This is a genomic window from Candidatus Woesearchaeota archaeon, from assembly GCA_016188115.1.
Classification (GTDB): domain Archaea; phylum Nanobdellota; class Nanobdellia; order Woesearchaeales; family GW2011-AR9; genus JACPIK01.
The window spans coordinates 326,985-348,478 of sequence record JACPIK010000002.1; the positions used below are offsets into that span (position 1 = coordinate 326,985).

Annotated in this window: 26 protein-coding genes; 15 read left to right on the top strand and 11 right to left on the bottom strand. The window is 36.9% G+C overall.

Annotated features, from left to right (window positions below):
* The first annotated feature begins 86 nt into the window (after positions 1-86).
* Entirely contained in the window at positions 87-470 is a 384-nt protein-coding gene (locus HYV86_01800; GenBank protein MBI2572568.1) for a DUF4346 domain-containing protein, read from the top strand.
* Positions 471-507: 37 nt separating this feature from the next.
* Here HYV86_01800 and HYV86_01805 read toward each other — a convergent pair whose 3' ends face one another.
* Positions 508-1,353 carry a hypothetical protein gene (locus HYV86_01805; protein ID MBI2572569.1) on the bottom strand — a complete coding sequence of 282 codons (846 nt, stop codon included), beginning with the start codon at positions 1,351-1,353 and terminating at the stop codon, positions 508-510.
* Between the two features lie 218 nt (positions 1,354-1,571).
* Here HYV86_01805 and HYV86_01810 point away from each other — a divergent pair, with 218 nt between their 5' ends.
* Together HYV86_01810 and HYV86_01815 are read left to right on the top strand one after the other, a co-directional pair.
* Positions 1,572-2,147: a redoxin domain-containing protein gene (locus HYV86_01810; GenBank protein ID MBI2572570.1), complete on the top strand. Its 576-nt coding sequence runs from the start codon at positions 1,572-1,574 to the stop codon at positions 2,145-2,147.
* 204 nt (positions 2,148-2,351) lie between these two features.
* On the top strand, positions 2,352-2,951 hold the full coding sequence (locus tag HYV86_01815; protein MBI2572571.1) for a Fe-Mn family superoxide dismutase: 600 nt from the start codon (positions 2,352-2,354) through the stop codon (positions 2,949-2,951).
* Positions 2,952-3,020: 69 nt separating this feature from the next.
* Here the strand turns inward: HYV86_01815 and HYV86_01820 are convergent, their stop codons facing one another.
* The 4 genes from HYV86_01820 to HYV86_01835 form a co-directional block, all read right to left on the bottom strand.
* Positions 3,021-3,485 carry a hypothetical protein gene (locus HYV86_01820; GenBank protein ID MBI2572572.1) on the bottom strand — a complete coding sequence of 155 codons (465 nt, stop codon included), beginning with the start codon at positions 3,483-3,485 and terminating at the stop codon, positions 3,021-3,023.
* A gap of 74 nt (positions 3,486-3,559) precedes the next feature.
* Positions 3,560-5,323: a M3 family oligoendopeptidase gene (locus tag HYV86_01825; protein MBI2572573.1), complete on the bottom strand. Its 1,764-nt coding sequence runs from the start codon at positions 5,321-5,323 to the stop codon at positions 3,560-3,562.
* Positions 5,324-5,418: 95 nt separating this feature from the next.
* Positions 5,419-7,167: a hypothetical protein gene (locus HYV86_01830; GenBank protein MBI2572574.1), complete on the bottom strand. Its 1,749-nt coding sequence runs from the start codon at positions 7,165-7,167 to the stop codon at positions 5,419-5,421.
* 81 nt (positions 7,168-7,248) lie between these two features.
* Positions 7,249-8,388, bottom strand: a complete 1,140-nt coding sequence (locus HYV86_01835) for a radical SAM protein (protein ID MBI2572575.1) — start codon at positions 8,386-8,388, stop codon at positions 7,249-7,251.
* Between the two features lie 222 nt (positions 8,389-8,610).
* Between HYV86_01835 and HYV86_01840 the strand changes: the two genes are divergently transcribed.
* The 3 genes from HYV86_01840 (at position 8,611) to HYV86_01850 (ending at position 10,374) form a co-directional block, all read left to right on the top strand.
* Positions 8,611-9,864 carry a U32 family peptidase gene (locus tag HYV86_01840; protein ID MBI2572576.1) on the top strand — a complete coding sequence of 418 codons (1,254 nt, stop codon included), beginning with the start codon at positions 8,611-8,613 and terminating at the stop codon, positions 9,862-9,864.
* Positions 9,852-10,076: a ferredoxin gene (locus tag HYV86_01845; GenBank protein ID MBI2572577.1), complete on the top strand. Its 225-nt coding sequence runs from the start codon at positions 9,852-9,854 to the stop codon at positions 10,074-10,076. The genes HYV86_01840 and HYV86_01845 overlap by 13 nt, the downstream gene beginning before the upstream one ends.
* Before the next feature lie 106 nt (positions 10,077-10,182).
* Entirely contained in the window at positions 10,183-10,374 is a 192-nt protein-coding gene (locus HYV86_01850) for a hypothetical protein (GenBank protein MBI2572578.1), read from the top strand.
* Between the two features lie 10 nt (positions 10,375-10,384).
* Here the strand turns inward: HYV86_01850 and HYV86_01855 are convergent, their stop codons facing one another.
* The 3 genes from HYV86_01855 to HYV86_01865 form a co-directional block, all read right to left on the bottom strand.
* Entirely contained in the window at positions 10,385-11,200 is an 816-nt protein-coding gene (locus HYV86_01855; protein MBI2572579.1) for a hypothetical protein, read from the bottom strand.
* Positions 11,201-11,240: 40 nt separating this feature from the next.
* Entirely contained in the window at positions 11,241-12,116 is an 876-nt protein-coding gene (locus tag HYV86_01860; GenBank protein MBI2572580.1) for a hypothetical protein, read from the bottom strand.
* 330 nt (positions 12,117-12,446) lie between these two features.
* Positions 12,447-12,704 carry a hypothetical protein gene (locus HYV86_01865; GenBank protein ID MBI2572581.1) on the bottom strand — a complete coding sequence of 86 codons (258 nt, stop codon included), beginning with the start codon at positions 12,702-12,704 and terminating at the stop codon, positions 12,447-12,449.
* A gap of 314 nt (positions 12,705-13,018) precedes the next feature.
* Between HYV86_01865 and HYV86_01870 the strand changes: the two genes are divergently transcribed.
* Positions 13,019-13,789, top strand: a complete 771-nt coding sequence (locus tag HYV86_01870; GenBank protein ID MBI2572582.1) for a recombinase family protein — start codon at positions 13,019-13,021, stop codon at positions 13,787-13,789.
* Positions 13,790-14,004: 215 nt separating this feature from the next.
* On the opposite strand, the gene HYV86_01875 is transcribed toward HYV86_01870, so the two are convergent.
* On the bottom strand, positions 14,005-14,256 hold the full coding sequence (locus HYV86_01875; protein ID MBI2572583.1) for a hypothetical protein: 252 nt from the start codon (positions 14,254-14,256) through the stop codon (positions 14,005-14,007).
* 4 nt (positions 14,257-14,260) lie between these two features.
* Positions 14,261-14,968, bottom strand: a complete 708-nt coding sequence (locus HYV86_01880; GenBank protein ID MBI2572584.1) for a proteasome assembly chaperone family protein — start codon at positions 14,966-14,968, stop codon at positions 14,261-14,263.
* A gap of 118 nt (positions 14,969-15,086) precedes the next feature.
* On the opposite strand from HYV86_01880, the gene HYV86_01885 reads away from it, so the two are divergent.
* The 4 genes from HYV86_01885 to HYV86_01900 all read left to right on the top strand — a co-directional run bounded on the left by HYV86_01885 (position 15,087) and on the right by HYV86_01900 (position 17,886).
* A complete protein-coding gene (locus tag HYV86_01885; protein MBI2572585.1) occupies positions 15,087-15,677 on the top strand; it encodes a hypothetical protein in 591 nt (196 codons plus the stop codon).
* 26 nt (positions 15,678-15,703) lie between these two features.
* A complete protein-coding gene (locus HYV86_01890) occupies positions 15,704-15,973 on the top strand; it encodes a DNA-directed RNA polymerase subunit L (GenBank protein MBI2572586.1) in 270 nt (89 codons plus the stop codon).
* Between the two features lie 56 nt (positions 15,974-16,029).
* Positions 16,030-16,368 (top strand): hypothetical protein, encoded by a 339-nt coding sequence (locus HYV86_01895; GenBank protein MBI2572587.1) that lies wholly within the window; start codon positions 16,030-16,032, stop codon positions 16,366-16,368.
* A 75-nt stretch (positions 16,369-16,443) separates the two neighbouring features.
* Positions 16,444-17,886: a hypothetical protein gene (locus HYV86_01900; protein MBI2572588.1), complete on the top strand. Its 1,443-nt coding sequence runs from the start codon at positions 16,444-16,446 to the stop codon at positions 17,884-17,886.
* A 3-nt stretch (positions 17,887-17,889) separates the two neighbouring features.
* On the opposite strand, the gene HYV86_01905 is transcribed toward HYV86_01900, so the two are convergent.
* On the bottom strand, positions 17,890-18,768 hold the full coding sequence (locus tag HYV86_01905) for a hypothetical protein (protein ID MBI2572589.1): 879 nt from the start codon (positions 18,766-18,768) through the stop codon (positions 17,890-17,892).
* 405 nt (positions 18,769-19,173) lie between these two features.
* On the opposite strand from HYV86_01905, the gene HYV86_01910 reads away from it, so the two are divergent.
* From HYV86_01910 to HYV86_01925, 4 genes are read left to right on the top strand one after another with little or no spacing between them, the layout of a single operon-like run.
* Positions 19,174-19,638, top strand: a complete 465-nt coding sequence (locus HYV86_01910) for a 30S ribosomal protein S13 (protein ID MBI2572590.1) — start codon at positions 19,174-19,176, stop codon at positions 19,636-19,638.
* Between the two features lie 14 nt (positions 19,639-19,652).
* On the top strand, positions 19,653-20,255 hold the full coding sequence (locus HYV86_01915; protein MBI2572591.1) for a 30S ribosomal protein S4: 603 nt from the start codon (positions 19,653-19,655) through the stop codon (positions 20,253-20,255).
* A 56-nt stretch (positions 20,256-20,311) separates the two neighbouring features.
* Positions 20,312-20,704 (top strand): 30S ribosomal protein S11, encoded by a 393-nt coding sequence (locus tag HYV86_01920; GenBank protein ID MBI2572592.1) that lies wholly within the window; start codon positions 20,312-20,314, stop codon positions 20,702-20,704.
* A 6-nt stretch (positions 20,705-20,710) separates the two neighbouring features.
* Positions 20,711-21,493 (top strand): DNA-directed RNA polymerase subunit D, encoded by a 783-nt coding sequence (locus HYV86_01925; protein MBI2572593.1) that lies wholly within the window; start codon positions 20,711-20,713, stop codon positions 21,491-21,493.
* The last annotated feature ends 1 nt before the right edge of the window (position 21,494 follow it).

The following is a 21,494-nucleotide window of genomic DNA, read 5'->3' on the forward strand; positions in this document are numbered from 1 at the left end:
TTTTTCCGATTTCTGCGTAATTTTGTGCCATTTCAACCTCCTCTCGTGCAAAATCTTATAAATCATAACTGTTTCGTAGTAGTTTTATGGCTGCTAAGAAATATGTTTGGTTTACCCAGACACTCAAACTTGACGAGAAAATTACTGCAACTCATGATCCTCTTGTAGAATGGCATCCTGATCCTAAAGGATATTTTTTGATTCGTGTTAATCAATCTAAAAAACGTATTGAATTAGGTTACGTTACCAATCAACACGTTATCACCAAAGCAATCTATGGAAAAAACGCGATGGATCTATATCATACCGTTGTTCGTCATAAACTCATTACTCGATTGGAACACGCAGCATATCTTGGTAAAGAGTTCTATAAAGCAGAGCTTTGCTTGCGTTACGGCAAAGAGTATAAGCAGGAATTTCCAATAAATTTCAAAGATAAAGAAGTCGTAAAATTAAAAGTGAATAGTTGATTTAATATTTCAATATCAGGGAGTATCTAATCTAGATCTATGCATCAAATGTTCGCGGTATCGATCTGTTGCTTTCTGGAACATCCTGATCATTTTGTCGAGAAACCCGTAATAGTAATTCTTCCTGCGCGTCTGGTAATGGAATAATCATGGGCTGAGTTCCTTTTTCAGAGAATATTTTAATACTCTTTTTACTAAGAACTAACGCATTAAGTTGAAGAAATTGTCTATTTTGATCAATAATCGTCGGAGTAGGTCCATGCATCACATATCGAGTAAAAGCAACTGCTCTTTCTCTTTTGTCCTCTTGATCAAACCCTTCTATGAGTGGAAGAACTGCATATGCTCTATTCAAATCTACTTGAGTATGATCTGACGTAATATGGGTCTGTGTTTCATTAATCTCACTATAAGGCATTAACATTAACCCTAATGATGACAACCAACTAGCAAGGTTTTTCTGCACATATTGCACTTCATATTGTTTAACTGGAAATAATTGGTCATATTTTCTGTATCTTCCTGAATCGGGCACTAACATAATTCCTTTTCTCAAAAATTCTTCACCAAGAATTCCTGCCAGAGTATCTTCTTGTATCGTAACTCTATCTGTTCGTGTTGCAAAACTAAATTGCATACGTGTTTCTGGAGGTTGAATTCTTACATTTAGGCAGTATAATCCGTTAGTTGCCTGAGAATTATGGCATATTTCACCCTGAGTTGTACCTTCTAATACTCGCTGTGATTGGTCTGCAATATCTATTCTTCCCGGTCCAATTTCTTTTTGTGCATAAACAATTGCCTCACGAACACGATTAACCACAGGTTGAACACTAAATGGTGCTTTAAGTGAGAAAGAACAAACATACAAATCCAATGTCATTCTCCAAATTTTTACACACCTATTTTTAATAATTTCCACAGTAGTGAACATATCTAACGTATCTTTAGATTCGCTTCCAAAATTTGCTTTCATAACTTTTATAAAAAGCCATCTTAACTATGGTTAATTAACTGCTCTATCAAAAGTGATTATTCTCCAACAACCTTTTAAACTGAGAATTCTCACATAATCTATACATAGAGGATGGTGAAAGAACAATGGAACAAAACAAAATTGAAATTGGTGCGCATGCCCCTGACTTTAGTGCCAAAGCTTTTCATAACGATCAAATTGTTGATCTAAAATTAAGTAATTACCGAGGAAAATGGGTTGTAGTTGCATTTTATCCTGCAGACTTCACTTTTATCTGCCCGACTGAATTAGTGAGCCTTGCCGAACATTATGAAGAATTTAAGAAACTTAAAACAGAAATACTCTCCGTAAGCACTGATACTGTATTTTCACATAAAGCATGGTGGGACAACTCACCTTCAATTAAGAAAATAGCCTATCCTATGGTTGCTGATCCTACTGGGAAAATCTGCCGCAGTTATGGAACATATATTGAAACTGAAGGTCTAAGTTTGCGTGGAACATTTATTGTTGATCCAGATGGCATTCTCAAAGCGATGGATATTCATGACAACAGCATCGGTCGTAGCACTGATGAAATTATTCGCAAATTAAAAGCAGCCCAATTTGTTCGTGAAAACGGCGGTGAAGTTTGTCCTGCAAACTGGCAACCTGGCGCAAAAACACTTCGACCTGGTTTGAACCTTGTTGGAAAGATCTAATTTATATAATATTTTGTTGAAAAGTCAATTGCCATCAGGTCAAAACGCAATCAAGAACAATAACAAGGGCGTAATGAGGGGTTGCTCCCTACGGGAACATAGCCCTAACAAATAAACCTGTAGCGTTTTGAAGGCAATGACTGAGCGAAAGCGAAATTTTCAACAAAACCCTACATCAATAAAAAAATCGAAGAGGAAAATACCATGACTGCTTACGAACCAAAAAATTATGAACATCTCCTTGGACTTGCCGGCTTTAGCGATATCTTGCTTAAGAATCATTTTACACTCTACCAAGGGTATGTTACCAATACCAACAAACTTCGAGATATTCTTGCAACCCTTGTCAAAGAGAGTAAAATTTCCACTCCTGAATTTGCCGAGCTTACTCGTCGCTTTGGCTGGGAGTTTAATGGTATGCGTTTACATGAACTCTACTTTGGCAATTTAAATAAAACTGCTCTTAAACTTGACCATAACAGTCACCTTGCAAAAAATATCATTGCAACCTGGGGATCAATTGAAACTTGGGAGAAAGAATTACGTGGCATTTGTGCTATGCGTGGCATCGGTTGGGGCGTACTCTACTATGATCTTTCAACTGGTAAACTCTTTAACACCTGGATCAATGAGCATGATGTAGGTCACTTAACCACCTGTGCTCCTCTTTTGATTGTTGACGTCTTTGAACATGCATTCATGGTTGATTACGGCTTAAAACGCGCTGATTATCTTGAGGCAGTCTTCAAAGCCATCGATTATAAAGAAGTCGAAAGACGCTATGGTGTAGTTGGCGGAAAATAAATCCAACACAGTTTTTTGTTTTTTATTCAATACTTTTTCTGTTTAGAATTTAAATTCACTTTTGATATTTTATTTATTAATCCTTCCTTCAAGAGATGTACCTTCACGTGCAATAGTTATAGCCAAAACTCCTGGTCTACGAATATTGACTCCACTCGCAACCATTTCATCAAACACAGCACTAACTCTTGCTTCTGGTCCGTGAATCCGAGAATAAGAATGGGCTTCATTCACAACAATAGCACACCCATTGTGATTATAAACTCGTGATCCAAATCGTGTAGGTTCACTTCTTGTATCATGATAAACTGGATCTAAACCCTTTGTTCCAAAAAATCCTACCATTTCAACAACATCTAATTCTACGGGCGGTTTTCCTGGAATTCTTCCTTCTAATTGTAGAGTACTATAAGGTCCTTCTAAAATACCATTATGGTTCTCTACACCAAGTCTTGCAGAAGCAACATTTCCCGCAGGTGGTGTTTTACCAATTAATGCATAACCTACATTAGCTAAATATTGGCCTATATTCATATACCCAAAAACCAAATTCCTCTTTTTAAACATTTAGCTACTCCAAAAACAACAAGCAGAATAGAACCAAAACCCTACTCAATTTCATCAATCATCTTAGAAATCGAATCAAATCCTTTTTGCCAGAATTTTTCAGAACAAATATCAACACCAAGTGCTTTAGTAACTTTAACAGGACTCTCACTTCCGCCAGCAGCGAGCATGGTAATTATCTTATTTACCATCTTCTCACCTTGTTCTTGATACATCTCATATAGGGCAAGAGTCAAAAGATTCCCAAACGCATACGCATAGCAATAAAACGGCGTGTGGAAAATGTGAGGAATATACAACCATTCATGAGCAAACAAATCATCAACAACCACATTTGATCCTACCTGTTTTCGTAACATCTCCAGGTATTTTGCACTAATTTCATCTACTGTTTTTCCTTGTTTAATCATCTCATGCGCAACAATCTCAAACCGAACAAAGCCAGCCTGGCGAATGATGGTTGCGTAAATATCATCCAAATGGGTAAATATCATTTGTTTAGCTAAAGCTGGATTCTTTGTACGCACCTTCTGCGCTAAAAGCATTTCACTAAAAACAGAAGCTGTTTCCGCTAAAGGCAAACATGAAGAATGAGTAAATTCTGTCTGACCTGCCGATAAAACAGAATGAACACCATGCCCTAACTCATGTGCCAGCGTTGATACATCACGATATTTGCCCGTATACGTTAAAAATACATAAGGGGCAATATCTGTAGTGACTGTACTACAAAACGCGCCAGAACGCTTTTTAGGACCAATAGAAGAATGGATATGTTTGCCATCTATGATCTTACGCGCTGCGTTACCAAATTGTGAAGAAAAACTATCAAATGTTTCCAATACGATGCGAATTGCTTCATCATATGAAATAGTTGCCTTCTCTTCAGCCAGCGGGGCATAAATATCATACCGTCGTAATTGTTTTAATCCTAACCTTTTCCGTTTAATCTCAAAGAAACGATGAAACACGTTCTCGTTTTTTTGACAAACATGCAATAACGCTTCTACTGCTTTATCAGGTAAATCATTGTCAACATTACGAACAGAAATGGCACTCTTATATCCTCGCAGCGTAATGTGTTCCTGTCTCCAATCCATAATGATATTTTTGTAGATCTCACCGATCACATCAGCATGTTTTTGATAAGGGGAAAGCAAAGTGCGATATGTTTTTTCACGTACTGTAGCAGAACCTGAACGAACAAATGTCACTAACTCTTCTTGAGTATACTTTTTCCCATCAAGAATGTACTCAAAGTGGCTTGTTGTAAGCTCATACAGAGTATTAAGCGCAGAACTACCCGTAACATCTTTAAGATTGATTATTTTTTCCTCTTTTTCACTAAGAGTATATTTTTTTGTTTTACGTATTGTTTCAAGGTAATAATGATATTTTCCACTTGCTTTGATTAATTCTTGCGCTTTAGCATCGGGAAGGTCTTTAAACCAGAATGAAAAAAAGAGTAACCTATTACCTGCTTGCGTAAGAGTACTCTCAATTTTAGAACTTGCTGCAAGCATCGTTTGATTAGACACATCCTCACATTGTTTAAGGTGATAAAATGATGCAAACATTTCAATATGCTTACGTAACATTTCAAATTCTCGAAGAATTGTCAAAAATACTTTTGGAGTAATAGTATTGGTGAGGAGTTTGCGTTGCGCTTCCAAATTCTTTACTTTTTTTCCAATTGCTGCAAGTTCACTATCTAGGTCGCCAGTCTTTAACGCAGAAAGATCCCAAGTATCCTCTTGGTACATCTCTTTATTTTTTCTAACTACCACTTTATTTTTCCCAACCACCAAAAAAGACTATTTTCACGTTATATAAAGGTTACGGGAAGTGTATCAAAGATCATTGTAAGATCATTTGCCATTCGCTTCTCTAACAATAAGTTTTACGTAGAAAAAGTGCTTTTGTTTGCTATTCCTGTAATTACTTCCTCTGAAACCGCTTGAATCTCCTCTCCATACACTGCTTTAAGAATCGCAATAACATATTCATATTGAAGAATTAAATCTCGAATCTCTTGTTCTAGGATAATTTTAGCTAAAGCCTTCTCATCTGCATTAGGTTTATTTATTTTAAACGATAAAAATTTAGTATAATTTACTTCCAGATTGCTTTTAACTCGCTGGGCATCAGGTACTAACTCTGGTGAGTCTTTTACGATTTCTATTAATTGATCGCAAGTGCTGATTGCATTTTTATATCTTGTTTTTACGCCGGCAAGAACCGCAGATATTTTTGCTGTTGGATCATCTAAAGCTTTAATTGTTTGATGAATCCCATAAATCACATTAAAAATAAACTGACCTCGCGCCAAACGCTGTGCTTGTGATTTATTTGTCGATCTTTTCCGAGCTTTTTTGATAACCTCTCCTGTTTGCTTCCCCTGTTCTTTAAGTAATGTATTCAATCGTTCAATCTCTGCTGCCTGTTTTTTCTCAGAGTCTTCTTTTTCTTTCATGGTTTGAGCTTGAATTTGCGTTAACCGGTTTATTTCTGCTTCCAAATCTAATATTCGTTGAGAATTTTGTTGTACTTGAATTCTTTCTAATTCACTAATCTGTTGTATAAGTAAACTTATCTCTTGAGTTAACTCTCTTTGTCTATTTTCTAATGCTTGTACTTCTCGGCTTTTTTGAGCTATTTCTGCGCCCAATGTCTTCTTACTTTCACTAAAATTCTTCTCTGTTCGCGTAATTTCTTGTTCCAATCGTTCTAACTCTTGTTGTTTACTTGCAATGTGTGATGATAACGCTTGTTGCTGCATTCGTGTTTCTCTTAATTTTGTTTCTTCTAAGTTTATTTTCACTCCTAATTCTGCTCTTTCGCGTACCAAATCATTTAATTTCAATGTATAACTCTTAATTGTATTTTGATGACTTCCAATCTGCGTACGTAAATCTGCTGCTTTACTTTCTAACCGATTTAACTCTTCTGTCTCTTGAATTGTTGTCGTTCCCAACCTTTCTAACTCATTATTTTTCATTGTAACATCTGCTTCTAATCTGTTTTTCTCTGCTAAAATGGCTTCGATTTCAGAACGCAATTGATGTAATTTCTTTTGTTCATCATCCACACTTTTGAGAGAATCAATATGATCTTTACGCAATGCCTCTAATTTTTCATTAAAGTCACTAGTCTGCGCTATTTGTTTTTCTATCGCTTCTTTTAATTGATTCTCTAGCGTTTCTAATTCGGCTATTGTTGTGCGTAATTGTGTTTCTCGTTCGCCAGCTTGCGTTAATTGAGCTTCTTTTTGTTTTAATTGATTGATAAGGTGTGCTAAGCGCTGTTCTTCTGCCCGTTCACTTTGTTGCAATTGCTGGGTTCGAGCCGTAATTTCTTGTTGCTGTTGGGCTGCTCTTTGTTCTTGTTCACGGGTGTTTTGTTCTTGACGTTCAGCCTGCCGTTCTTGTTCTTGGATTTGACGTTGTTGTGGTTGAAGATCTACTGGTGGTGAAATTGGTCTATGCAGAATTTGCTCTCGGCGTTGTTCTTGAGCATGAAGTTCTTGCGTCCGGTGAGCTGTATGGACTGATGCAGCAGTTGTGTACGCAAAACGTTTATGGTGCTGACTCAAAAACCAGAAAATAATACCTAACACAAAGAGCACTGCTACAATACTAGATCCATCCATGCCTAACCTCTTAAAGGACAAGTACTATTTTAGCTATTTTAAGCCTTTCGGCTAACTTCAGTTATCGCTATCTATATAACTTCACTCCAAGAAATCTACTTCAATTTCTAATTGATCCGCCGTAGGCAATTCTTTTACAATTGCGGTCAACAGACCTAAAGAATGGAAAAATGCTTTATGCACACGCAGATTTTTGACACCTAATAAAATTCGTGGTTTTTCACAATCTAATGCATATTCATTTTCTTTGAGAGGTATGTGATTCAATATTTTTTTCTCAATCACTTTCAACTGATCTAGAATTGGTATTTTATCCATCTCTGCCAACTTCGCCCTATACCCAAATCCGGGTGAAAGATCTGGTAAATACAATGCTCCTCGTACTAAGAGTCCTTCATCGTCAACTCGATCAAAATCGCGTTTCATGCCGTGTGATTCCCTTTCCAAGCGATTTGTAAGCTGTGTTGCATCTTTAAGTTTTGCGGTACAAACATGAACGGGCAAGTCGCCTTTTTTTGTCTTGACATATTCCATCAGTTCTAATCCAAGCTCAACTGACCCTTCTATGGCATAACTAAATTGATCAATCGTTTTAAGTCCAAGTTCATCTACTTTTGAAAGATCATTATCTGCTCGTTCTAATTCATTAAAATTCATAAAGTCCACTTTATCACAAAAATAATCTATCATAGCTTTCAATTCTTTTCTCTTTGTAGGAATCAGAGGGACTTCAATACCCATTGACCATGGAAATTTTCGAGCAAAAAGAATATGTTTCCAAAATCGTGTGCTTTCTAGATCGGGGTGAAAACGAATCTCATCAAGGCCTGCTTGATACAATTGCTGCATGTTTTTTTCACTAACTAAATTAAAGGAAGTGTACAGATGTATATGGAACTCTTTTCCAAAATGGTCTTTAAGGGCTTTAATATAACGTAGTGTTCGTTCAATTTTAATCAGCGGATCGCCGCCAGTAATCCCTGCCCCTTTTGCATCCATCATTTCTGCTTCTTTAATTAAATCCTGCGAACTTTGAAGTGATCGTTCATTTGCAAAACTAACATCTTTACCATATTTTGCATCAGAAAGAGGGCAAAAGTAGCATTTTCTGGGACAAATTCCAGTCACAAATAAAACTACTTTCTCTCCACGCACACACATCTCGCAGCCTTTAGGTAGGTCGCCTGAATTATAAGAATAATATTGGTTCTCTTCCTGCATACAGTTTCAATTTAAGCCGCATTTAAAAAACTAAGCCTTCGTTTTTCTCTCACCTACCTACTTCTATTTTCCAATTCTTTATAGGAAACCAACTAAGTTCTTCGGTGTTGTTGGTTGGTTTCCTATTAGAAATCCAACACGTTAACCAAGTTATTTTGTTGGATTTCTTTATTTGTTGTTTTTCTCCCAAAATCTTATAAAAATCTCACCTAAAAATGAAGTATGTACAAAATTCCCGAAATTATGGCGCCTGTGGGATCATTTGAAGCGCTTGCTGCTGCAATCCAAGCAAAAGCTGATTCCGTGTATTTTGGTATTGAGCAGCTTAATATGCGGGCTCGTTCAACGAATAATTTTAGCATTGAGGATTTACACGAAATCGTTAAGCAGTGTCATAAAAATAATATCAAAGCGTATCTTACATTAAATACTATCTTGTATGATCATGATCTCGCATTAATGCATAAAATCTGTAATGAAGCAAAAAAAGCTGGTGTCAATGCAGTTATCGTTGCTGATGTTGCTGCTATGATCTATGCTCGATCAATTGGTCTTGCTATCCATCTATCCACTCAAGCTAATATTACAAATATTGATGCTGTAAAATTCTATTCTCAATTTGCTGACACGGTAGTGCTGGCGCGAGAACTCACGTTAGAGCAAATCACAAAAATTGTGCAACAAATCAAAGATCAACAAATAAAAGGACCTTCTGGCAAAATAGTAGACGTTGAAGTCTTTGTTCATGGTGCATTATGTGTTGCTATCTCTGGGAAATGTTATATGAGTCTTGCAACGTATAATGCCTCAGCAAATCGTGGTGCGTGTTTACAAAATTGTCGACGTTCGTACAAAATTACTGACGAAGAAACAGGAGATGAATTAGTTGTTGATAATAAATACATCATGTCGCCTAAAGATCTCTGCACGATCGGCTTTGTCGATAAGCTCATTGAAAGTGGTGTTTCTATATTCAAAATAGAGGGGAGAGGAAAAGGGCCAGAGTATGTCTTCACAACAGCAACTGTATACAAAGAAGCTATTCTTGCCTATCAAGACAAGACCTACACGCCTGAAAAAATAGCTACGTGGACAACCCGTCTATCGCAAGTGTATAATCGTGGATTTTGGCAAGGCGGTTATTACCTCGGAAAACAACTTGGGGAATGGAGTGGGTCGTATGGGTCACAAGCAACCCACGAGAAAATTTATGTTGGCAAAGTAGATAACTATTATCCCAAAACACAGATTGCACAAGTTCTACTCGATGCTGGTGAATTAAAAGTAGCAGAAACCATTTTTGTAACAGGCCCAACTACCGGCATTCAAGAAGTTACCGTATCGCAGCTTTGTATTGATGAGAAAAATGTAGTTCACGCTCCAAAATCATCATTAGTGACTTTTCCCTGTTCTAGTACAGTGCGTAAAAATGATAAAGTATATCGTTGGAAACAGAGGGATATATGCCCACGTTAATTCACCTTCGTGAACGCTGTATAGGTTGCAATGCCTGTGTAGAATTAGATCCTCAACATTGGGAAATAAATCCACTTGATGGCAAATCGATTCTTAAGAAAGGAATACAAAAAGGAGAAACAACCATTCTTTCCATCTCCCAAATTGAACTAGAGGTATCATTACGCACCGTTCGTGATTGTCCAATGAGGATCATCAAAGTACATAAATAATACAAAAAGTATAGAAAAAAAATACTAAAATAATACTATTCCATTCTCACCAGATACCTTTATTAATCAACCTTCTTCCAAGCCCTAAAACCTGGAGGAAACTACTATGCCACAAAACAACCATAATAACCACGACGCTGAAGAATTCGATGACGAAGAAATGGAACTCGAAGACGTTGTTGATGAAAATACCCTTTTGCTTAACGCTTTAATTAAACTTCTTATGAAGAAAAAAGTTATTTCTGAACAAGAATACGAAAAAGCTATCGAAGAATTAGAAGCAGAAGGCGACGAATAAATTCTATAATCTATTCTAATAAACTTTTTATTTTTTGTTCATTATTAAATTGTACGTATCCTAATGGGTGTGGCCAAGTAGTATACACTCCTAAACCCCAAATTAAATCAACCAGGTTTGCTCTAAGGGCATCAGGTGCATTTGTGTCATGAAGTAATCCTATAAACCTATTTTGGTAACGAAATAAATCCGCTGGTGTGGCATCATGGATGAGTCTGACGGGCCGATCTTTATCTGAAACACGCGATGCCGCAAGAATCCGTATGATCTCAGCTTCAGTCTCACCTTTTTCTCTATAGCCGCGAGCTCGTAAAATAGTTTCCCATATGGGGGCTGCCCTCTTTGCAAATGCTTTGCCTAAACCAACATAATTTTCTAACGCTTGGGGTAAAAATGACCTATCAAAATAATAGTTAGACATAGTTAAATCATAATTGATATGAAACGTCATAATCAGAAGTTCTGCATTTATATCTAAAGCTCCGAATTTCTCTTCATCTACTATAGTAAGGAAAGGTCTAAGTCTGTCAATATCTCTTTTACGAAAATAGTGGTGTTGTTTATTATATCCCCATAATGGTCGATGGTGTATTTCGGGGTCTTGATAATTATGTCCTTGTTCCACGCCAATATCATGAATAAATGGTCCGTACTCTACCTCATCTATTACTTTCCACCAGTCATCTAACCGTGTTGGTGTAAAGCGTTTGTCAACTGTATCTGCTACTCGTACTAACGCTTCAAGAATTTCTGTGGCATTTAACGCATGGACCTGTTGTGTTTTCTGTACCGCATTCTTTACACTTCTAACTAACGATAAAGACATATTCTCTTCATAATAGCTTTATTATAAAAGAATTTGTGGTCTATTTCTCTCCTTCCTTAATCACAGCCCAATCAATCACTACTTCAGAAATCGCATGCAGTGCACGAACGATGCGGCGCTGATCATAACTCTCTACGTCTTTGACTTTAATATCCTGTAATGTAGAAATAAATGACACAAACGCCAGAGCACTATCCACATCTAATTTTTTACAGCCATTATCCAACAAATCCTGGATCAATCCCAATCCTTTCGCAACTTTTTTACAAAATGACTCACTTGGTTTTTCTAACGAAACAAGATGGTCCGCCAATCTTTCTAATTCTTTTGAAATTAATGACATAAAGTATAGTTCTACCGTCTTATGCTGTGATTCAGCTGGATTAACAAATGATCCGATAACTGATTTCTCAATCAAGACGCGGCTGCGATCAATCTCGCTCTCATATCGATCAAATAGCTCTTTGGGTGCTTCAGTTACAAGAACACTCAATAAATTACGAGTCTTACGAATCATCGTAGTAAGAAGAAGTAACGGGTCATTAACACTCATTGATGATTCACATAAAATATGGTTTCCATCAATTTCTACTAGTTCTAAGCTCATCAGATTCTTCTGGTTGAGAACTTTGGTAAAATCTAATTCATTATCTAGTGTAATTCTAAATGAATCAGCAGGACTAATATAACTTGCAACAATAAGCTTGTGTAATGCATCTATGTCTTCACCTTTTACTTTAATTTGGAGATGTGTTTTCTTTTTGGTTGCAGCTTGCGGATGAATACTCAAAGATCCGTCGGCGTTTATTTGTATACCTACTTTTGTTTTACCAGAGATATTATACTTTTTGCACCAACGAGTGGGGAGATAAACATAAAACATATCGCCTGTTCGTTGCACATTTCGACTATCCATAATCTATTTAGGATAAAGAGACAATATATAAGTTTTACGAGCTGAAATATTTAAGTATTGATTATAAACCAGTTTCTAAAAGATAGGAGAGATAATTAAATATTTTATTCCAAGAATTTATAGTTAAATCTAACAATTACATTTCTTAAAAATACAAGTAATAATTAGATAAAGCAAACCTACATATTTTAATCTTAAATTAAATAATTAAGACTAACTTGGGAGGGTAGTTTCCTTCACTTGGGCTGACCCAAATCAACTAAACTTAGGCACAATATTTTCGAAAAACTAGTAGATTTGATTGAAAGTTTTAGAACTAATGAATGATACTTACTTCGCCCTAATTTGACCACCTACTTCATAAAAAATTCTATGTCCTTGGTATGTTTCTGGAAGTACTACTTCTCTTGGTTGTTCCTTTAAACCAACTCGTAAACATAAAGTATCTAATGTTTCTTTGGGGCGGAGTTCTGATGCCATGATTCCTTGGTCACCCAGCGTTAATTCACCCACGTGACTAATGTAGGGTTTTAAATCATTACCTAATGAAGCATAAAAACTTCTTTGTAAAATTTTATCATCGACCATAATGATTGGATTTCACATTACCATATAAAGATTTGGTTCAAACTGGGCAATGGTTATTTTTCTGTTCACTTAGGTTCTAAAAACTACTTTAAACTAGCATCCTCCATCAGAACTTTTCAAACACCAACCAACTTCTATCTTTCATGATATTATCTGTGCACTAAGGGTTCTAAAAACGAACGCGAACGGACTTTCTCTTGTTCTGAACGCAAATTTTATATACTTAGGGAGCCCTAAGTTACTAAAGAAATTAAAACTGAATGCCCTTAGTGCACAAAAAAGCAAAGTTAATGAATAAAACTGAGGTTATGCAAATGCCAAAACCACTAGCTGCAATATATACTCGCGTTTCAACCGAAGAACAAGCTAAAGAAGGTTTCTCGTTAGCAGCACAAGAAGATTCTCTGCGTAATTATGCCTCTGCCTTAGGGTATGATATACATAAGATCTACAAAGACGAAGGAAAATCAGCAAAAGATCTCAAACATCGCCCAGCCATGCAACAAATGTTATTTGATGCTGAAAACCACGTCTTTTCTGCAATATTTATCTACAAATTAGATCGCTTTAGCCGTAGCCTCAAAGATCTTATTCTTACAATCGATAAACTCAAAGTCTGGGGAATAGATTTTGTATCATTACAAGATAAAGTTGAAACAGCATCAGCATCGGGAAAATTAATGTTTCATATTATTTCGGCCTTCGCAGAATTTGAACGAAATATCATCGGAGAGCGCACCACCTTCGGTATGGAACGTAAATTCCAAGAAGGGGGCGCAATCACTAAGCCTCCGCTAGGATATGTGATGATAGATAAGAAATTAGTTATCGATGAACAAAACGCGGCGCGCGTTAAGTCTATGTACAGTTTATTTTTAGAAGGCAATCACAGCCTAACCAAATTAGCTAAAATGCATGGTGTGAGTGTCAACGGGCTAAAAAAAATTTTGTCTAATAGGGCATACCTTGGTGAGGTAAAATTTGCTGGAAAGGGAAGTAAAGGAACACATAAACAATTATTAGATTCTGAATTATTTAACCAAGTACAGGAAAGATTAAGAACTGAATATTCAATTAAAAACTAAAACATTTAATTTTTTAGTTTCTTAAATATCCAATTTAATATTAGATATTTAAAGAATGAAATATTTAATCAACACCGAATAGTTTTATATTTTTCGCAGGTGTTAATAAAGCAATGAGAATTATTTCACCTACAATGCCCATTACAACCAAAGAAATTTTTGATGATTACTAAAATAATACTAGTAGGTCCAAGCAGTTACTATAAAATTAAAAATCAAATATACTTCTTAAACATCTCCTTCCTTCGCTTCTCAAAGCCTTTCTCAACGCCCCAATACAATAATTTCAAACCAGAAACTAAGAGCACAACATCAATAGCTAGAGGAGGAATAGTATAAATTTTAAAATAATCCACTACTGCAACCGCAATAACAACGACAGCAAAAAGTAATGTTAAAGAGGGAAACGAAGAACTCTTTGACACCGAAGAAGCAACTGGAGGCATTACTTGTTGTTTTTGAGCCATACTCTTACCCCACATAACTCAAATGTTTTTCTTCCTGTATCTCTTGAGCTTTTTGTCCTTTTTGCAGCATTCCTCGCAACTGCGCTTCAAATTGTTGAGCTTGTTTTAGCAATGGTTGAGGATTAATTTCAAGACCCAAATATGCATCCAATGCTTGAATAATATGAGCTGCTGCTTTACTATCAGGTAAATTACTTCTCGCTTCTGCAAACAAGGCCATTTGTGGTATTAAAGAATTTTTTGCAAGTAACGCTCCAGTAACACCCACAATAACTCCTTCCATGAGTGGCGACGCCATACCTTCTAACTTGCCAATCGTATTTTTCTTTGAAGTATAATAAAAAATTCGATTGTCTTCACCACTTGGAGAACCAACACCCTCTAACGAAATTATCTCTTTTGCAGTCACTTGTTTAGCAAGTTCTAACGCAACATCAGCAAGTTGCCATCCTGCATTTTTTCCAACATTAAGTGCATGAACAAGCACGAGATTATGCTTTTTATTATAATGAATTGAAACTGGCTCAACAACTTTTCCTCCATGAATTGCCACCATTGCAGGAATATCATCTATTTCAACCGTACCTATTTTTTCAGTTTGTAAATGCTCCATTAAAAATTCAGTTGCAATCGTGCCAATTAAACCAAAGCCAGGAAAGCCCTCAATAATCGTAACATTTTTTGGTTTTTTAGTAAGAATAAGTTTCATCATCAATCACCTATACCTAAGAACATTTTTGAGGTTTTTAAGTCTTTTTGTTGAGCTGGCAGGCAATGTATTTACTTTTAGAGAGTAAATATTAAAAAGTAAACATACCACCAAGACACCCATGGGAGTATATTATCTTGCCTCGTTGGTCTCTTCAATGCCACGCGGTTTGGTAGAAGCTAGAACACTATACGAAACACCCCCTCAGTTTAAAACAGACGATGTGGATAAACAAATACTCTCCCTTCCCGCTAATCCACAAGGATATGAAACTTTCATCAAAGAGCTTATGCCCAACCACCATCTTCAAACACGTCAAGCCAACCATTATACTTTAACAAGTAATTCACAAACAGTTCGTGCCTCGCAAAGAAACCTTACATCTAGTCCACTCATCTTAGTTACCTACAATGTCTGCTCGCAAAGTAATCAAATGTGGAGAGATTATAAATATTTATTCCATAATCCACAAGGATATAGTAATGAGCGCACAACCAGAAACCTTGAACGCGTATTTCAAGATGAAGGGGGCTTTTTACCTTCACTGTTTCGCACCATGCAGCAAGAAGGAACACTTTGCGATCTAATAATAGTTCGTTTTTATAATGGCGTATATCCTCTTGAAGAATTAGAGGAACAACTAATAGAACATCCGAAACCAAACCGAAACGAATTACCGCGCGATCCACGAGCTGTCACGAAAAGTTTATAAACAAGCCCCCTGAAACTCCTCTTACCATGGAAGTAAATGTTCTTGAAGAATCAAAAACCAAGCTTGTATTCCAACTCAAAGGCGAAACTCACACGTTTTGCAATCTTTTAAAAGAAGAACTTCTTGCTGTTAAAGGTGTAACCCTCTCTACCTACCGTATTGATCACCCATTGATTGGTGTTCCTCAATTTCTTCTTGAAACTAAAGGTATCGAACCACGTAAAGCAGTCAAAGAAGCTCTTAAATCTATGAAAAAGAAAGCAGAAGAGTTCAAAAAAGACGCGAGCGGATTATAATTTTTCTCATTTTAATTAGTGCCAAGAAATAAAAGAGGTCACGACGACCTTTATACATGTCCGTAACTGGAATAGAAGATATAGCAAATCTTATTCCTGGAGACAAAGTTCTTGTAACCTTAGCATCAACTGAACGAGAACATAAACGATGGATGGCCCATGGTGGCCATGAATTAAACGAAGTGGGTTCTGCTACTCGTTGTAGCGTTATTGAATATGAACCAATTACAGGGAAGAAGCCACATTATAATATTTGGAGCACTAATATAAATCATCTTGATTTTGAAGGAAATTCGCTTAATTTCAACGAGCAACATAGAAATTACCAAAGAATAGAACCAACAGACGCAGTATACACAAAATTAACAGCAATCCTAGACCGATCACCTAGATAATTTCTTAATTTATTTTAGTAAAATAATTTCTTTCCACAGACAACCTTTTAAACTTCATGCTCTCCTGATTAATGCATGGTCATCTCTAAAAGTACGCTCCTCAAGCATTACAAACGTCCTGAGATACAACAAGCACTCGTTGACCATGCACAGCGTAAAGAGATAGGTATCCGGTATGGTGAAGGCTTTGGCAAACGCCCTGATACATTACAATATCAGCGTGATGTACTCGACGTCGTCATGAACGGTGCCACCTCATTTCATTCTAGTGAAGAACTCTGGACCAACCCGTTAGCAATTGATAGTAAACTCAACAGAGAAGAACTAACTGCACTACGCTGTGGATGGGATCTTATCTTAGATATCGACTGTGCCATCTTTGAGTATAGTCGTATCGCTGCTGAACTTGTCATCGCTTTTTTAGAATATACTCAAGTAAGTACAGAAGATATATTCATCAAATTTAGCGGGAATAAAGGGTTCCACATCGGCGTTCCATTTGAAGCATTTCCCCAACAGATAAATAATGTTAGCACGAAAAAACTCTTTCCTGAAGCAGCAAGAAAAATTGCAGCTTATGTTACCCACAACATCAAAAAAGAACTAGCAAGACGTATCGTTCTCTTTGAAAAAGGCGATTTTGCCAAGATTAAAGAAAAAGTAAACCTCAACACAGAAGATATCATTTATCACGAGAAAAACGCACAAGGGCAAAATATTGCTCACCTCAATGTCGACGCTTTTTTAGAAATCGACACCATACTTATCGCTTCACGCCACCTCTACCGCATGCCTTATAGCCTGCATGAAAAATCAGGACTTGCAAGCATACCAATTGATATCCACAGCGTCGCTGCATTTACTCGCGACATGGCTGATCCGGAAAAAATCACCGCAATTAGACCATTTTTACGACGTGACATTTACACAGATTCTGCGCGCACACTACTCATCAAAGCATATGATTTTGTTCATAAAGAAGACCGTGACAAAACCAGAGAAAGTACCAAAAAACAACAAGAGATTCAAATCACCAGCCCCATTAAAGAAGAGTTTTTTCCACCCTGTATCCAACACATCTCCCGAGGACTTATCGACGGAAAAAAACGAGGATTATTTTGCCTTATGAATTTCTTGGGAAAAATTGGCTGGAATCAAGACGAAGTAGAAAAATATATTTTTGAATGGAACAAACGTAATCCTGAACCACTGCGTGAAGTCTACATCAAGGGACAATTTATGAGCTATGTCGCTGGTGAAAAATTACCGCCAAATTGTGATAATGAAGGATATTACAAAGCTCTCGGTTGTAAATGTGACACCGGTATCTGTCAACGCGTCAAAAATCCCGTGAATTATACTATCTTTAAATGGAGAAAACATCTGCGTGAACAGGAATTTCTCAAAGAAAAAGAACAAGAAAAAGAGATTCGTAAAGAAGCGCGAAAACGAGAGAAAGAACAAGAAACACAAGATGCAGCAGCAGAACAACAAAATAAAAATGAGTTAGAAGAATAAGATTTATACAGCGAGAAGTTTCTCAATTACAGGCAGTGTACGACCACGTTCCCGAGGTAACTGCCCTCTACCCAATAAAGAATAAATATCTTCTGCTAATCCTTCAATAACACCATAAAGCGTTGCTTTTTCCACCATACGTTGGTGAGCAGGATGAGCAACCATAAATAGACGATTGGCAAGTTGATTCGCTTCTTCCTCTTGAATTTGTTGTTTAATATAACCTAGAAAACCGTGACCATTAGCCAAAGACCTTAATTGAGCAACTGCTGAGTCATTATCATACCATGGAACAAAACGAACACCCTCATAATAAGCACAAGGAGCAATAAACTGGTCCTGCATCGGAAGTACCGTTGACTCTAATTGTGCTAAAACTGATTCTGGACTGCGACGACGTTCACACAAATCCCGCTGAAAGCGACGCACAATCGAAACTTCTTTTGGGCTATCAACAAAATAAAGCCTATCACTATGATTTCTAATTTCAGGAAAATAAAGAAGTAAATGGCCTTCAACGAGAACAACCTCTACATCTCCCTGAACTGATTCCTCTCGAGTACTGCCATCAATTTGAGTAAAAGAGTGAGTTGCAAAACAATATTTTGGAAAAGTAACGGATTTACCTTGCGCAAGAGCAGTATACCAACCAGTCGGTTTCTCCCAGTCAATAATATCTGGATGATCCCAATTCAAAGTAGTGTTGATCTCTAATGCACAACGCTGCTCAGTAGATAAACCAGCCGCCACAAGATCACGATAACAATCATCTAAACTTAATTTGCCTACACGACAATGCTGTGAAAGACGTTCATAGAGCGCATCAACACAGGTAGTTTTTCCCGCAGCACTAGGACCACCAACAGAAACAATAATTGTCATTAAAAAAGCTAATTTAAATTAAAGCTTTATAGATTTTATTGTTATTCAAACCCATATTGTAAAACAAAAAGAAAATAATCAACTCTTAACTTGAAGCATATAATCTCCTTCGTGAAAAAACTTTTGTCAGACCATTTATGGTTAAAATAATAAATTTTATTTAAAGATCACTACTAATTAGGGGCGAATTCAAAATAAGCTTAAGAACGACAAATCATAACAGACACTAATTGAACCACAAAACCCCCATTTCAGAAAAGTTTATAAACCACCTGCTTTTTTGTCAAGTATCTTTGCCCGAGTTAACGCGATTACAGGGCAGCAAATGTGAAGTATAGTCAACGACCATACCAGCAAAGCTGTTCAGGCGATTTCTAGGCAATTATAAAAAAGGTCAAACTCAAAATGTCCGTAGAACCAAAAAAAGATTTCAAACACATTGTGCGTGTAGCGAATGTAGACCTACCAGGTACTAAATCTATTCGCTATGCACTTACCAACATCCGCGGAATCGGCGTTACTCTCTCCGATGCAATCCTCTCAATCTCTTCTGTTCCCCGAACAACTAAAGCTGGAGAACTTACAGATCAACAACTCGTCAAAATTAATGAGACTATTGCTCATTTAGAAAAAGCAGGACTTCCTACTTGGATGTTTAATCGACGTAAAGACTACGAAACTGGCGAAAATAAACATTTGATTACTAGTTCATTATCATTCACACAAGAAAACGATCTTAAACGACTCAAAAAAATTAAATCCCTTCGCGGAATTCGTCACATCCGTGGTCTACCAGTACGTGGTCAACGTACTCGGTCAAACTTCAGACGAAGTAAAGGCAAAGTTGTAGGCGTTGCGAAGAAGAAATAGTAAGGTGTTAACACGTGGGAGATCCTAAAAAACTTAAAAAGAAATATTCAACTCCGAACCATCCTTGGATTCGTGCTGCTATTGAATCTGAAAAAGTACTAGTTCAAGAATTTGGACTTGTAAAGAAAAAAGAAATTCTCATAGCAAGCTCTTTTTTACGTAAGTACAAAAAGATTGCAAAAAATCTTATTGCTACTAAAACACAACAAGCTCAACGAGAAAAAGAATTGGTATTAGCAAAACTCAAACGCCTTGGTATCTTACCATCAACTGGCACCTTAGATCAAATTCTTACACTTGAAGTTAAAGATGTATTAAATCGACGTATGCAAAGCGTAGTCTATCGTAAAGGTCTTGCGCGAAGTATGAAACAAGCACGACAGTTTATCACACACCGACACGTTCGCATCGCAGATAAAGAAGTAACATCACCTTCCTATCTTGTACCCCTAGAGGAAGAAGAAGCTATTGCATTCCATGAAAAATCTGTATTCATTAATGTAGATCACCCAGAACGGATTGTAGCTACTAAACCTAAAGACGATTCTAAAAAAGACAAAAAGAATAAAGGAAATGATGAAGAAGATGTCATAATTCCTGAGGAGAATGTAGAATGAAACCAGCAAAAGGCGTCTCAGAAATGGTTGAACGTGGTTCATTTGCAGCAAAGCCAATGCAAAAAATTCGTTGGGGAGTTGCTCACATTCTTTCAACATACAACAACACAATCATCACCGTAACTGATATTACTGGTACTGAAACTATTGCTCGCGCAAGTGGTGGGCAGATGGTTAAATCTGACCGTCTTGAAAGTTCACCAACTGCTGCAATGGGATGTGCCAAAAAAGTTGCTGAAATTTGCGCAGAAAAGGGTATTAGTGGACTCTATATACGTGTTCGCGGAAAAGGCGGTCACAACGGTCCAAAAAATACCGGGCCTGGAGCACAAGCAGCAATTCGCGCACTCTCTCGTATTGGAATTCGCATAGGTAAAATAGATGAAGTAACACCAGAACCTCATAACGGATGCCGAATGAAAGGCGGACGTCGTGGACGGAGGGTTTAAGCAGAAATGGCAATTCATATTGAAAAGATCTCTGAGAGTAAAAAAGAAAATCGTCTTAATGTACGTGTTAAAGGTGCAGATGACGCATTTATTAATACTCTACGTCGTCTTATTCTCGAAGAAGTGCCAACTCTCGCTGTTGAAGACATAGAAATCAAAGATAACAACAGTGCCCTTTATGATGAGATGCTCGCGTTACGTATCGGATTAGTGCCAATAAAAACTGATCTTGCAAATTATTCCCTTCCTAAATCAATAGAAGAAGTACAAGAACGTAGTGCTCGTTGCACCTTACAACTAAAACTCAAAGCATCCAAAAAAGGATATGTCTATGCTGAAGAAGCAGAAAGCGCAGATCCAAAATGTACCTTTGTATATCCTAAAATGCCATTAGTTAAATTACTAGCAAAACAAAAAGTTGATCTAACACTTATCGCAGTCATGGGACAAGGAAAAGATCATACCAAATGGTCACCAGGATGGGCATTTTATCGTAATGAAGCTTCACTCAATGTAGGTAAAGTAAAAGACGCAGCTGCTGTAGTTGCGCAAAGCACTGATGGAGTTTTAACCTTAAAAGGAAATAAAATTGAAGTGAATGAAGACAAATTATACGACAGTAATTTACTTGAATTTTATACCGAACTTGACCCAGAAATCACCTTAGAATACACTGGAAATATCATACTCACTGTTGAAAGCTGGGGACAACTTAGTCCTAAACAAATGCTTGTAAAAAGTGCAGAAATATTAATAGAAAAAATTGATGAAATGGAGGGCTTGATTTAAG

Coding starts and splice junctions, on each gene's coding strand:
- HYV86_01800 (MBI2572568.1), top strand. CDS start 87: ATGGCTGCTAAGAAATATGTTTGGTTTACCCAGACACTCAAACTTGAC.
- HYV86_01805 (MBI2572569.1), bottom strand. CDS start 1,353: ATGACATTGGATTTGTATGTTTGTTCTTTCTCACTTAAAGCACCATTT.
- HYV86_01810 (MBI2572570.1), top strand. CDS start 1,572: ATGGAACAAAACAAAATTGAAATTGGTGCGCATGCCCCTGACTTTAGT.
- HYV86_01815 (MBI2572571.1), top strand. CDS start 2,352: ATGACTGCTTACGAACCAAAAAATTATGAACATCTCCTTGGACTTGCC.
- HYV86_01820 (MBI2572572.1), bottom strand. CDS start 3,485: ATGAATATAGGCCAATATTTAGCTAATGTAGGTTATGCATTAATTGGT.
- HYV86_01830 (MBI2572574.1), bottom strand. CDS start 7,167: ATGGATGGATCTAGTATTGTAGCAGTGCTCTTTGTGTTAGGTATTATT.
- HYV86_01835 (MBI2572575.1), bottom strand. CDS start 8,388: ATGCAGGAAGAGAACCAATATTATTCTTATAATTCAGGCGACCTACCT.
- HYV86_01840 (MBI2572576.1), top strand. CDS start 8,611: ATGTACAAAATTCCCGAAATTATGGCGCCTGTGGGATCATTTGAAGCG.
- HYV86_01845 (MBI2572577.1), top strand. CDS start 9,852: ATGCCCACGTTAATTCACCTTCGTGAACGCTGTATAGGTTGCAATGCC.
- HYV86_01850 (MBI2572578.1), top strand. CDS start 10,183: ATGCCACAAAACAACCATAATAACCACGACGCTGAAGAATTCGATGAC.
- HYV86_01855 (MBI2572579.1), bottom strand. CDS start 11,200: ATGTCTTTATCGTTAGTTAGAAGTGTAAAGAATGCGGTACAGAAAACA.
- HYV86_01860 (MBI2572580.1), bottom strand. CDS start 12,116: ATGGATAGTCGAAATGTGCAACGAACAGGCGATATGTTTTATGTTTAT.
- HYV86_01865 (MBI2572581.1), bottom strand. CDS start 12,704: ATGGTCGATGATAAAATTTTACAAAGAAGTTTTTATGCTTCATTAGGT.
- HYV86_01870 (MBI2572582.1), top strand. CDS start 13,019: ATGCCAAAACCACTAGCTGCAATATATACTCGCGTTTCAACCGAAGAA.
- HYV86_01875 (MBI2572583.1), bottom strand. CDS start 14,256: ATGGCTCAAAAACAACAAGTAATGCCTCCAGTTGCTTCTTCGGTGTCA.
- HYV86_01880 (MBI2572584.1), bottom strand. CDS start 14,968: ATGATGAAACTTATTCTTACTAAAAAACCAAAAAATGTTACGATTATT.
- HYV86_01885 (MBI2572585.1), top strand. CDS start 15,087: ATGGGAGTATATTATCTTGCCTCGTTGGTCTCTTCAATGCCACGCGGT.
- HYV86_01890 (MBI2572586.1), top strand. CDS start 15,704: ATGGAAGTAAATGTTCTTGAAGAATCAAAAACCAAGCTTGTATTCCAA.
- HYV86_01895 (MBI2572587.1), top strand. CDS start 16,030: ATGTCCGTAACTGGAATAGAAGATATAGCAAATCTTATTCCTGGAGAC.
- HYV86_01900 (MBI2572588.1), top strand. CDS start 16,444: ATGGTCATCTCTAAAAGTACGCTCCTCAAGCATTACAAACGTCCTGAG.
- HYV86_01905 (MBI2572589.1), bottom strand. CDS start 18,768: ATGACAATTATTGTTTCTGTTGGTGGTCCTAGTGCTGCGGGAAAAACT.
- HYV86_01910 (MBI2572590.1), top strand. CDS start 19,174: ATGTCCGTAGAACCAAAAAAAGATTTCAAACACATTGTGCGTGTAGCG.
- HYV86_01920 (MBI2572592.1), top strand. CDS start 20,312: ATGCAAAAAATTCGTTGGGGAGTTGCTCACATTCTTTCAACATACAAC.
- HYV86_01925 (MBI2572593.1), top strand. CDS start 20,711: ATGGCAATTCATATTGAAAAGATCTCTGAGAGTAAAAAAGAAAATCGT.